The 12,106-nt window shown below is 52.1% G+C and carries 14 protein-coding genes; 11 read left to right on the top strand and 3 right to left on the bottom strand.

Going from position 1 to position 12,106, the window contains the following annotated elements; genetic code table 11:
* Positions 1–2: 2 nt before the first annotated feature.
* The gene (locus tag CWE12_RS04900) at positions 3–260 is read left to right on the top strand and encodes a BolA family protein (protein ID WP_126788572.1); all 258 of its coding nucleotides are present in this window, start codon (positions 3–5) and stop codon (positions 258–260) included.
* Positions 261–276: 16 nt separating this feature from the next.
* A complete protein-coding gene (murA, locus tag CWE12_RS04895) occupies positions 277–1,563 on the top strand; it encodes a UDP-N-acetylglucosamine 1-carboxyvinyltransferase (RefSeq protein WP_126788571.1) in 1,287 nt (428 codons plus the stop codon).
* Positions 1,564–1,620: 57 nt separating this feature from the next.
* Here the strand turns inward: murA and CWE12_RS04890 are convergent, their stop codons facing one another.
* The 3 genes from CWE12_RS04890 to CWE12_RS04880 form a co-directional block, all read right to left on the bottom strand.
* A complete protein-coding gene (locus tag CWE12_RS04890) occupies positions 1,621–2,697 on the bottom strand; it encodes a trypsin-like peptidase domain-containing protein (RefSeq protein ID WP_126788570.1) in 1,077 nt (358 codons plus the stop codon).
* A gap of 126 nt (positions 2,698–2,823) precedes the next feature.
* Positions 2,824–4,164, bottom strand: coding sequence for a Do family serine endopeptidase (locus CWE12_RS04885; protein ID WP_126788569.1), 1,341 nt, complete (start codon positions 4,162–4,164; stop codon positions 2,824–2,826).
* A gap of 95 nt (positions 4,165–4,259) precedes the next feature.
* Positions 4,260–4,712, bottom strand: coding sequence for a Z-ring associated ZapG family protein (locus CWE12_RS04880; RefSeq protein ID WP_126788568.1), 453 nt, complete (start codon positions 4,710–4,712; stop codon positions 4,260–4,262).
* A gap of 102 nt (positions 4,713–4,814) precedes the next feature.
* Here CWE12_RS04880 and zapE point away from each other — a divergent pair, with 102 nt between their 5' ends.
* From zapE to CWE12_RS04835, 9 genes are all read left to right on the top strand, one after another.
* Positions 4,815–5,921 (top strand): cell division protein ZapE, encoded by a 1,107-nt coding sequence (gene zapE / locus CWE12_RS04875; RefSeq protein ID WP_126788954.1) that lies wholly within the window; start codon positions 4,815–4,817, stop codon positions 5,919–5,921.
* A gap of 215 nt (positions 5,922–6,136) precedes the next feature.
* Entirely contained in the window at positions 6,137–6,565 is a 429-nt protein-coding gene (gene rplM / locus CWE12_RS04870; protein ID WP_126788567.1) for a 50S ribosomal protein L13, read from the top strand.
* A 17-nt stretch (positions 6,566–6,582) separates the two neighbouring features.
* The gene (gene rpsI, locus CWE12_RS04865; protein ID WP_126788566.1) at positions 6,583–6,975 is read left to right on the top strand and encodes a 30S ribosomal protein S9; all 393 of its coding nucleotides are present in this window, start codon (positions 6,583–6,585) and stop codon (positions 6,973–6,975) included.
* Between the two features lie 136 nt (positions 6,976–7,111).
* Positions 7,112–8,146 carry a DUF5924 family protein gene (locus CWE12_RS04860; RefSeq protein ID WP_241984138.1) on the top strand — a complete coding sequence of 345 codons (1,035 nt, stop codon included), beginning with the start codon at positions 7,112–7,114 and terminating at the stop codon, positions 8,144–8,146.
* A gap of 221 nt (positions 8,147–8,367) precedes the next feature.
* Positions 8,368–8,955, top strand: a complete 588-nt coding sequence (gene petA, locus CWE12_RS04855; RefSeq protein ID WP_126788565.1) for a ubiquinol-cytochrome c reductase iron-sulfur subunit — start codon at positions 8,368–8,370, stop codon at positions 8,953–8,955.
* Positions 8,955–10,217, top strand: a complete 1,263-nt coding sequence (locus tag CWE12_RS04850; protein WP_126788564.1) for a cytochrome b — start codon at positions 8,955–8,957, stop codon at positions 10,215–10,217. Before petA ends, CWE12_RS04850 begins: the two co-directional genes overlap by 1 nt.
* Entirely contained in the window at positions 10,217–10,948 is a 732-nt protein-coding gene (locus CWE12_RS04845; protein WP_126788952.1) for a cytochrome c1, read from the top strand. Before CWE12_RS04850 ends, CWE12_RS04845 begins: the two co-directional genes overlap by 1 nt.
* Before the next feature lie 75 nt (positions 10,949–11,023).
* Positions 11,024–11,659 (top strand): stringent starvation protein SspA, encoded by a 636-nt coding sequence (gene sspA, locus CWE12_RS04840; protein ID WP_126788563.1) that lies wholly within the window; start codon positions 11,024–11,026, stop codon positions 11,657–11,659.
* 36 nt (positions 11,660–11,695) lie between these two features.
* The gene (locus CWE12_RS04835; RefSeq protein ID WP_126788951.1) at positions 11,696–12,100 is read left to right on the top strand and encodes a ClpXP protease specificity-enhancing factor; all 405 of its coding nucleotides are present in this window, start codon (positions 11,696–11,698) and stop codon (positions 12,098–12,100) included.
* Positions 12,101–12,106: the final 6 nt, after the last annotated feature.

Here is a 12,106-nt window from a genome sequence, read left to right as displayed (position 1 = left end):
TCATGGACGCCCAGGAAATCGCCGCGAAATTACGCGAAGCTATTGATTTAGAAGATGTATTTGTTAAGACCGATGGTAGCCATGTAGAGGTTATTGCAGTCGGTGCCGTATTTGCGGACGTACCGCGGGTCAAACAACAGCAAATGATCTATGCCCCCTTGAATGCTGCCATTGCAGATGGCAGCATTCATGCACTAAGTATTAAGGCCTACACGCCGGAACAGTGGCGGCGCGATAAGCTGCTTAATCAACCATCATAAGGCAGCAAAAATAGCTATGGAAAAACTGGTTATTCGTGGCGGTCATCGCCTGTCGGGTGAGGTTGCAATTTCGGGCGCTAAGAACGCAGCCCTGCCTATTATTCTAGGCGCCATTCTGGCCGAAGACGATGTCATCATTGAGAATGTACCGCGTCTTCAGGACGTTGAAACATCGTTTGAGCTTCTTCACCAACTGGGAATCCCCCATACACGCGAAGGCGAACACAGCTACCGTATTCGGGCCTGCCGTGAGCATGGCTGCGTGGCGCCGTACGAGCTGGTTAAGACCATGCGTGCATCTGTACTGGTGCTGGGTCCTCTGCTGACCAAATGTGGACACGCAGAAGTCTCCTTGCCGGGTGGATGTGCCATTGGTGCACGTCCGGTCGACCTTCATATCCAGGGTTTACGCCAGATGGGTGCGACCATCGTGGTCGAAAACGGCTACATTAAAGCGACCACCAGCGGTCGTCTGACCGGTGCGCATTTGCTGATGGACACGGTGAGTGTGACCGGCACCGAGAATCTGATGATGGCTGCAACTCTGGCCGACGGTGTGACCGTGATTGAAAATGCGGCTCGCGAACCTGAGGTTATTGATTTAGCCCGTTTCCTGAATACCTTAGGCGCTGATATACGCAACGCCGGGACGGATACTATAGAGATTCACGGCGTTGAACGCCTGCACGGCGGTCGTTATAAAGTGATGCCGGATAGAATTGAAACCGGTACCTTTTTAGTCGCCGCACTGGCAACACAAGGCCACGTGCGCTGCACCGATACCGATCCACGGATGCTGGATGCGGTACTTAAAAAGCTGACCGAAGCGGGTGCGCAGATTGAGCGCGGCGAAAACTGGATAGAGCTTCGCAGTCAGGGGCGGGCCAAGGCAGTGAATATTGTCACGGCGCCGCATCCAGCTTTCCCAACTGACATGCAGGCACAGTTCACGGCGCTTAACAGTATTGCCAGTGGCACCGGGTTTATTCGTGAAACCATTTTTGAAAATCGCTTTATGCATGTGCCTGAATTGCGACGTATGGGCGCCGAGATCGATCTGGAAGGCAACACTGCTATATGTACCGGGGTTGACCGACTGACTGGCGCTCAGGTGATGTGTACCGATTTACGAGCATCGGCGTCGTTGGTTATCGCCGGCATGGTGGCTGAGGGAATTACTGAGGTCGAGCGAATTTACCATATCGACCGTGGCTATGAAGAGATAGAACATAAGCTGGGTCGTCTTGGCGCCGATATTGAACGGGCTAAGATGGATAAAAGCGAGAAAGACGAAGATATCTGACGTCAGCGCGCAAAAAAAGGGGCCATTAGGCCCTTTTTTTATTGGTCGCCTGGGGTTTTACTGATGTTGCAGGCGCTCAATCTGTACTTGCGCGACCATTGGGCGTACGTCGCGGTAAAACTGAACTTCCAGCAGCTCACCGGGGCGGGTCTCGGCGACTAAGTCTAAACCTTGATTCACCGACTGAATGGGCTCGCCACCAATTGCGTATATAAAGTCACCGATAGCAATGCCTGCCTCCGCAGCGGGGCCTTCAGGGTCAATGGCGCTGACCAGCAAGCCGCGAGCTTCCTGGATCGAGTTATAATGCTGTTCAGCAGTAATCCCGATGTAGCCACGAACCACACGGCCTTCGCTAATAATCTGCTGCATGATGCGATAAGCCAGTTGATAGGGAACCGCGAAATATATCCCGCTGGTGCCCTGATCAGTCAACTGCGACTGATAGGAGGCATTATTGATACCGACCAGGTCGCCTGCGGAGTTGACCAAAGCACCACCGGAATTGCCTTCATTAATGGCGGCATCCATCTGAATAAAGTCGGAGTAACCACTACCCAGCCCCTGGGACCGCTCAGCAAGACCAATTCGCCCGGTTGCAGACACAATCCCCTGGGTCACCGTCTGGCCCAGGTTGTAGGGGTTACCAATGGCGAGAACTACATCACCGACTCGTGGCTGAAGGTCTGTATTCTGCGGTATGACCGGTAAATTATCGGCTTCGATTCGAAGTACAGCCAGATCGGTCAGCCGATCACTGCCAACCATTTGTGCGGCCAGCAGACGTCCGTCCTGCAGCGCAACCCGGATTTCATCCACTTCCGAGACGACATGGTTGGCGGTCAGAATAAAACCACGATCATCCATTATTACCCCTGATCCAAGCCGCACTGAATTACGCGGCCGCGGGTCATAGGGGCCCTGGCGAAGAGACTGGGTGTAGATGTTAACCACCGCCGGAGATGCTTTTGTCACCGCATCTGCATACGAAGCAACGGAGCTTGATGGGGTCATCCGCGGCTGGGGATCGGAATTCAGGTAAGACAGTACAGCGAGCACAACAGCAGCGACAAGCAAGCCCATCAGGGCTGGCTTAATAAAAAGTTGGAGTACGTTGGCACCTGCTTTACTCATGCGGTTGTGGTCTCAATCGGCTAGTCGCTAGATAATTGAACATACTAGCATTCCTGAGCAATTTCGAACAGGTGAAGTAAAGCAAGAGGCGGCTAAAATGCCGCCTCTTCATCACCCGTTGTGGGCTTAATTGGGTAAGACCAGATACAGGGTACTGGACCCCCGGCGGACATGCATAGCGATAACACCTTGTGCATTGTCCAACAGGCGTCGAAGTTCGCCGACGCTGGTAACCCGCTGGCGATTGACCGCGATAATAATGTCATCCTCGCGCAAGCCAATTTGGTGGGCCGGGGTGTTGTCCTCAACGGCGCTGATACGAACTCCCTGGTCGTTGTCGAGGGTGCTCAGTTGCGCGCCTTGCAATGCCGCATGCATCGAGGCGGCGACGGCTTCGACGCTGTGCTCTTCCAGTTCCACCGTTACCTCCAGTTCGTCGCCGTCACGCAGTAGTCCAAGGGTTACCGAGCGACCCGCTCCCATACTGCCAACTTTGGCCGCTAACTCAGCGAACGAATGCAATGGCCGGCCGTCGAGACTGACAATCACATCACCTGCTTCGATGCCGGCTTTGGCAGCGGCACCGTCTTCAACGACTTCGCTGACCCAGGCCCCACGGGTGCGGGAAATGTTGAGAGCATCTGCCAGCTCCTGAGTCAGGTTGCCGCCCCGGACTCCCAGTATGCCGCGGCGCACTTCTCCATGCTCGATTATCTGGGCGACCAGGTCGTTCATCATGCTTGAGGGGATGGCAAAGCCGATCCCTATGTTGCCGGCACGACCAAGAATGGCGGTGTTAATACCAATCAGGTTGCCGCGCAGGTCGACCAGGGCACCGCCCGAGTTGCCGCTGTTAATTGCAGCATCGGTTTGAATAAAGTTTTCCAGCCGATCGGAGCCGAAACCACCGCGACCGAGCGCTGACACAATGCCCGAGGTGACGGTCTGACCGAGTCCGAATGGGTTGCCAATGGCGACCACGAAATCGCCAACCCGCATGTCATCGGAATCGCCAATCGCGATCGCGGTGAGGTTATCGGGATCGTCTATTTTTAATAAGGCAATATCGCTTTGCTCGTCGCGACCCAATACCTGGGCAGCAAACTGGCGGCCGTCTTTAAGCGTTACAGTGATATCGGTGGCTTCATCGATAACATGGTTGTTGGTCACCACATAGCCGGCCTCGGCGTCGATAATAACCCCCGAACCCAGGCCGCGGAACGGCTGTTCGCGGGTGCCATTTTGCGGCGCATTAGGGCCAAAGAAAAACTGAAAGGCATCAGGCAGGCGCTGCTGCGTGACGCGGGTTCCTTCGACGGAGATGTTAACCACCGCGGGTGTAACCTGCTCCAGCATGGGGGCAAGGGTAGGAACTTCTTTTGAATTGGTAGAGAACGGAATTTGCGCATGCGCAGGGGTAAGTACCAGCGCACTTGCTGCAAGAAATAAAAGCACAAGCTTTTTCATGGTTTTATAGCTCCAGCATTAACAACAAGGGAATCGAAGTTAGAGACTGCTGAAGCTATTAATAAGTTCGGATTTTTTTAATTCAAGAGGTGAAATTAGTTACGATCGCGGGACGAGTAGTCTTCGTCATTACGAAACAGTCCGCTGCTGCCACCTTCAGAATAATCACGGGGTGCTGCATCACCCGGACGATCAGGATGCGCCTGGTCGTTGTCGAGCGCCTTGGCAGCCCGCAATTGACGGATAGTGTCGGCAGAGAAAAATGGCAATGGCTGCTGCCATTCTTTTTCCTGTTGCAGCAGTTGCTGGCTGTCACTCAGAAACGCATTGAGCTTAGTCTGAGTGTCATTCAGGTCTTCAGCTAATTGCCGCGCCGTTTCAAAATGTTCGAAGACATCTTTGCGGTAGGCGTCAAACTGTTCTTTATTTGCCGCTACCTGAGCTTCAAGCTGGGCAGAGTCAGAATGAGAAGAAAGATAGTACCGAGCTGCGAAAAAGCCGATGACAGCGCCGACGACAACCAGCAGCAAACCAATGAGCCAATCCATAATGACATCTCCCGAAAATGCTAATTTATATTGGATTATGATACCATGCTTTGCCCGACACGATAGTGGGTTTTTCTCAATCTGGCAGTGGTAAGCGCAGTGATGACACCCAAAGAATTATATCAAAGAGACCTTAGTAGTCATGGTTTTAGCCATGATCCGGCACAGCAAAACGCAGTCAACCATTTACAACGTCTTTACGATGACCTGCTGGCCACCGAACAGCCTCAACGACATGGCTTGTTGGGTAAGTTAAAGAATGTTTTCGGTGGCGGTCAGGCGGAGAAAGTGAAGGGCCTGTACTTCTGGGGCGGCGTCGGACGCGGCAAGACCTATCTGGTTGATACCTTTTACAATGCATTGCCGTTTGAACGTAAAATGCGCATCCATTTCCATCGCTTTATGCATCGTGTACACGATGAACTGAAGCAACTTAAAGGACGCTCTGACCCGTTGCCGCTAATAGCAGACAAGTTTGCTGAGGAAGCACGGGTGCTCTGTTTCGATGAGTTTTTTGTGCAGGATATTACCGATGCGATGATTCTGGGCACCCTGATGCAGGAGCTATTTAAGCGCGGCGTAGTGCTGGTCGCCACGTCAAACATAGTGCCGGACGATCTTTATAAGAACGGATTGCAACGGCAACGCTTTGTGCCGGCCATTGAGCTGATTAACGCTCACTGTGAGGTGGTCAACGTGGATGGCGGGATTGACTACCGAATGCGTACCCTGACCCAGGCCGAAATTTTCCATTCGCCACTGGATGATGACGCCGATGAGAACCTGGTCACCTACTTTAAGCAACTGGCACCAGACCATCAGGCGCATTCTACCGGCAAACCGATTGTGGTGAATGGACGTGAAATTGCGACCCGCATGGAAGCCGATGACGTCGCTATGTTTGAGTTTGACGTGTTGTGTGGTGGGCCGCGTAGCCAGAATGATTACATGGAACTGTCCCGTATTTACCATGCGGTGTTGCTGGCCAATGTGCGCCAGATGGGCGAAAAGAATGATGATATCAGCCGCCGTTTTATTGCCCTGGTCGACGAGTTCTATGAGCGCCACGTCAAGCTGATTATGTCAGCCGAAGTTGTGCTGGAAGAGTTGTATAGCGGCGGCCGCCTCAGCTTTGAATTTAAACGCTGTATCAGCCGTCTGCAGGAGATGCAGTCGCACGAATACCTCGCTCGCGAGCACCTTGCGTAATTCAACATTCAAGCCCCGCGCCTGAATCTTGAATTTGACGTGCGATCGTTGTTGAAAAACTAGCCTTGGTGCGTGTATAATCCGCGCCAGCCCACGTTACCGGTAGCGATAAAACCCGAAAGGGGCGTCGCAAGCCGTTATATATGTTGGCATTTCGCGGGGAAGCCCGGAATATGTCATGTTGTGGAACTTATTAAACTGGGTAATTAAAAGTCATGAAAACTTTTGTAGCTAAGCCAGAAAGCGTAAAACGCGACTGGTTCGTGGTAGACGCCACTGATAAAACACTTGGTCGTCTGGCCACTGAAATCGCTCGCCGTCTGCGTGGCAAGCACAAGGCTGAATACACGCCGCACGTTGACACTGGTGATTACATCATCGTTGTAAACGCTGAGAAAGTTGTTGTTACTGGTAATAAAACCACTGACAAAATGTACTACTCACACACCGGTTTCCCGGGTGGTATTAAAGAGATCAGCTTCGATAAGTTGCAGGCTAAAAAACCTGAAATGATTATCGAAAGCGCGGTAAAAGGCATGTTGCCACGTGGTCCGTTGGGTCGTGCCATGTTCCGTAAGCTGAAAGTGTATGCAGGTGCTGAGCATAACCATATTGCTCAACAGCCTCAAACCCTTGATATTTAATTACGGAGCAGATGAAAATGGCAGATAATCAATACTACGGTACCGGTCGTCGCAAAAACTCGACTGCACGTGTTTTCCTGCGTCCAGGTAGCGGTGACATCAAAATTAACCAGCGTACTCTGGAAGAATACTTCGGTCGCGAAACGGCTCGCATGGTTGTTCGTCAGCCGCTAGAGCTGTTAGAAATGACTGAGAAATTCGACCTCTACGTCACTGTAACAGGTGGCGGTACGACTGGTCAGGCGGGCGCAATCCGTCACGGTATTACTCGTGCACTGATGCAGTACGACGAATCACTACGCCCTGAACTGCGTAAAGCGGGTTATGTTACTCGTGACGCGCGTCAGGTTGAGCGTAAGAAAGTCGGCTTGCATAAAGCACGTAAGCGTCCACAGTTCTCGAAGCGTTAAGTCGCCCGGGTTTCTGGACCTTCTACAAAAACCGCGCTTCGGCGCGGTTTTTTTGTGCCCGTTTTGCTCACCGCTTGCAGGTGGTATATTGCAACATCAGGAGTACCAAGTAAGTGACCGCATCCGGAAAATTTAAATGAAATCAGTTAAAGCTGCCTTGCTAAACCTGCTTACCCGTCTGGCAACATTGGTTCAGGACCATCCCGGCTTAATGGCAGCGTTCGGTTTTGCCTCCGGGCTGGCCAGTTTTTTTCTGGTTGAGCGCAATGAATCACTGGCACAGGTCATAGCGTTGCTGATGCTGCTTAGCTGGGCATGGCTTATTCTGGAGCGCTGGTTGCGACTGGGTATTATCAAGCGTTTTGGCTTCAAAATGCCCCCTGCAGTGATGCGGTTTGCGACCCAGATGGTGCACCAGGAAAGTCTCTTTTTTACCCTTCCATTTTTTCTGGCGGCAACCACCTGGAATCACGGTCAGCTGGTATTTACGCTGTTACTTATTACCTGCGCGCTTATCTCCCTTATAGATCCTATCTATTACAACTGGCTGGCTCCCAAGCGCGGACTGTTTGTTGCCTTTCATGCGCTCACTCTTTTTGCCGTGCTGCTGGTGGTTAACCCTCTGTTACTCAATCTGGATACGGGCCAGAGTCTGATACTCGCGCTGGTTTTAGCCTTGTTGTTCAGTCTACCCAGTCTTAAGGGATTCATACCCAGCGGCCGTTGGTGGCGCTTGCCGCTGATATCTTTGATGCTGGTTGTGATGGCGACGGGCGCCTGGCAGATACGCAGCTGGATCCCGCCGGCGTCGTTGCGCATGACAGAAATCACGTTGTCGCAGCAAATGGATCGTGAACAACGGGTTCCCGGGGACAGTATTCGAAACATCGACGTGGCCAGTCTTCACCGCGATGGGCTCTTTGCCTGGACAGCGGTACGGGCCCCACGAGGTCTCAACGAACGCATTCACCACCTGTGGTTACTAAATGGCAACGAGGTTGACCGTATTACTGTGGATATCGTCGGCGGCCGCGACCAGGGCTACCGCGCCTGGACTCATAAGCTTAATTTCCCGGTGAACGCGGAAGGCAACTGGCAGGTACGGGTGGTTACCGACTCGGGGCAGCTAATAGGCCTGACCCGGTTTACCGTGGAGCCTGCCTCAGAGTAAAGGGTGCGCGCAACGACATTGACCAGTACCACCGGTTCCCCAATTCTTGTGGAGACCTGATAATCACCAAGAAGAAAACGGATTAAGCACGTATAAAGAGGTGCCTAGCCTTGTAAAAGGTAGGGCTTTTCTTTATCATCACGCTTGATAAATTTGTCACAATAAAATTAGTTTTTCGCTGCGGATGCCTCCGTCAAGCGTCCAAAACTGGAGATAAATGGATGAGCAATGCGCCTGTAGATAAAGGCCGCCGTCGGTTCCTGACTGTTGCTACCTCTGTTGTAGGTGGAGCAGGAGCTGTCGCTGCTGCCGTGCCTTTCATTGCTTCATGGAACCCGAGTGCGCGCGCGCGTATCGCCGGGGCTCCTGTTGAAATGAAGATCGACAAGATAGAGCCGGGCCAGCTGGTCAGAACTGAATGGCGGGGAAGCCCTGTTTGGGTTATTCGTCGGACCCCGGAAATGCTGGAATCGTTAAGCCTGACTGATGACGAAGTCCGCGACCCCGAGTCGGAACAACCGCAGCAACCTGAATACGCTAAGAATAAACATCGTTCGATTGACCCTGAGTGGTTTGTCGCGGTCGGTGTGTGTACTCATCTAGGCTGCTCTCCACAGTTTCTGCCGCGTAATTTCGGTGATATGGACGGCGTTGACTCTGGCTTTTTCTGCCCTTGCCATGGTTCGCGGTTTGACATCGCCGGGCGTGTTTTCCAGGGCGTTCCCGCACCAACCAACCTTGTCGTACCGCCATATTACTTTATCGACGACGCCACCATTTTGATTGGTGAAGACGAGGGGGCTGCATAATGTCACGTATTATGAACTGGATAGACGAACGTATACCTTTCAGCAACTCGCTGAAGCTGCACGTGACGCAATATCCGGCACCAAAGAATTTTAACTTCTGGTACATCATGGGCTCACTGGCCCTGGTTGTGCTGGTAAACCAGATCGTGACCGGTATCTGGCTAACCATGAACTATAACCCGAGTGCCGACGGCGCCTTTGCCTCAATCGAATACATCATGCGTGATGTCGATTACGGCTGGCTGCTGCGCTATATGCACTCAACCGGGGCCTCCGCGTTTTTCGTGGTGGTTTATCTGCATATGTTCCGTGGTCTGATGTATGGCTCATACCAGCGTCCACGTGAATTGCTGTGGATCTTCGGCATGCTCATCTTCCTTGTGCTAATGGCAGAAGCCTTTATGGGCTACTTGTTACCCTGGGGACAAATGTCGTTCTGGGGGGCGCAGGTTATTATTTCGCTGTTCGGTGCAATTCCGTTCGTCGGCGAAGAACTGACGACCTGGATCCGCGGCGACTTCGTTATTTCCGGTGCCACACTGAACCGTTTCTTTGCCTTGCATGTAATTGCCTTACCGCTGGTATTGGTAATTCTGGTGTTCCTGCACCTGATTGCATTGCACGAAGTAGGTTCGAACAACCCAGACGGTATCGACATTAAGAAACCAAAAGGGTCTGTGCCAGACGACGAGAAAGCGCCGTTTGAATTCCACGAGCGTTACACAGCGAAGAAAGACATTGTCGATGCTATCCCGTTCCATCCGTACTACACGGTTAAGGATCTGGTAGGTCTGGCAGGGTTCCTGATTCTGTTTGCCTGGGTGATTTTCTTTGCGCCGACGATGGGAGGTTTCTTCCTTGAGCCGCCTAACTTCCAGGCTGCCGACCCAATGAAAACACCGGAGCACATTGCACCTGTCTGGTACTTCACGCCATTCTATGCAATTTTGCGTGCTATCCCGGATAAATTATTCGGCGTTATCGCAATGTTCCTGGCCATCGTGTTCCTGTTCCTGATGCCTTGGTGGGACCGCTGTAAAGTACGTTCGGTCCGCTATCGCAGTACCTTGCACAAGGTGAACCTGACCGTGTTTGTTATCAGCTTCATTGCGCTAGGGTATCTGGGCGTCAAGCCAGCAACCGATGTGTACACTATTATGGCGCGTATCTTTACGTTCCTGTACTTCGCGTTCTTTATTGTGATGTGGTTCTACAGCAAAAACGAGCGCACTAAGCCACTGCCAGAGAGGGTTACGAAATGATTAAGCGTTTTCTTCTAGCCTTGGCTCTGCTTCTTCCGTCGGTCGCATTTGCGGCCGGCTACAGCGGACCGCTTGATCGCGCGGACCACGACCTGAGTGACAAGGCGTCACTGCAGCGTGGGGCCCAACTTTATATGAACTACTGCCTGGCGTGTCACTCAATGCAGTATCAGCGCTACTCGCGTACCTTTGATGACCTGGATATTCCTCAGGAACTGGGCGAAGAGTTGCTGCAATTCACCAACGAGCCGGGCGGACATAAAACCTCTGCTATTGACGGCGATGCTGCTGCTGAGTGGTTTGGCCTGACGCCGCCTGACTTAACCATGGTTGCGCGTGTCCGTGGTGCAGATTTCATCTACACTTACTTACGTTCTTTCTATGCTGACGACTCGCGTCCGTTTGGTGTTAACAACGACGTATTTGAAAACGTCGGTATGCCTCACGTACTCGAAGAGCTGCAGGGCACACCTCGCCGCGTTGAAGAACAGCGTATGGTTGATGGTGAAATGAAAGACGTGTACGTCGGTATTCGCGCCGATGGTAACGGCACAATGAGCCCGGAAGAGTTTGATCAGGCGATGCTCGATCTGACTAACTTCCTGGTGTACACCGGCGAGCCTATGATCCTTGAGCGTCAGCGCATGGGTTATTTCGTTATTGGTTTCCTGATTGTTTTCTTAATTCTGACAATATTGCTGAAGAAAGAGTACTGGCGCGATATTAAGTAATCGCCGCAGGATAAACCATAAAACATTGGGGGCGAAGTTCGCCCCCTTTGCTGTTTGCATAAACTGGAGAAAATCATGGCTGTAGCTGCCAATAAACGTTCGGTAATGACCCTTTATTCTGGCAAAGACGATTTGTTCAGTCATCAGGCCCGCATCGTGCTGGCTGAGAAAGGGGTGGGTGTTGAGATCAGCTTTGTCGAAGGTGATGAAAAACCGGAAGATCTGATTCAGTTGAATCCGTATCCGGACGCAGTACCGACCTTAGTCGACCGCGAGCTGGTTCTGTACAACTCAAAAATTATCATGGAATACCTTGATGAGCGTTTTCCGCATCCTCCATTGATGCCAGTTTATCCGGTCGCCCGTGGCAACAGCCGTTTAATGATGTATCGCATTGAACGTGACTGGTATGCATTGGCATCGACGATTCTGAAAGGCAGCAACAAAGAAGCCAACCAGGCCCGACAGGAGCTGCGTGAAGGCTTGCTGGCACTGGCGCCGATGTTTGCTGACAGTGATTACTTCATGAGCGAAGAGTTCAGCCTGGTGGATTGCTATCTGGCGCCGTTGTTATGGCGTTTGCCGCAGTACAAGATTGAGTTAGAAGGTTCCACAGCGAAAGAGATTAAGCGGTATATGGTACGCCTGTTTGAGCGTCCATCATTCCAGAAGTCACTGACCGAAGCAGAGCGCGAATTAGCTCAGGGGTAATCCTGAGCTGCGCCAAGAGGGGTTATGGATTTAAAGATGTCTCCACAGCGTCCTTATTTATTGCGAGCCATGTATGACTGGCTTGTTGATAACCAATGTACACCGCATCTTATTGTGGATGCGACATTGGAGTTTGTTGATGTGCCACAGGAACACGTGCAGGACGGCCAGATCGTGCTCAACGTGCATCCTGATGCAGTGACTCGCTTCACCATGGATCTCAATCACGTCAGCTTTGAAGCCCGCTTTGGTGGTGCTGCACGGCGTATCTGGGTCCCTATGACGGCGGTGACCGCAATTTATGCGCGGGAGAATGGTGCAGGCACTATCTTCGAACAGGAACCGGGGCTGGATGACTATCAGGGTGATCCTGAGTCTGCTTCTGAGCCCGCAGCTGAGAAACCAGCGAAGGGTAAACCTTCACTGAAAGTAGTCAAGTAAGTAACG

The organism is Aliidiomarina sedimenti (assembly GCF_003986955.1).
GTDB lineage: Bacteria > Pseudomonadota > Gammaproteobacteria > Enterobacterales > Alteromonadaceae > Aliidiomarina > Aliidiomarina sedimenti.
This window is presented reverse-complemented; position numbering and strand designations above follow the sequence as displayed.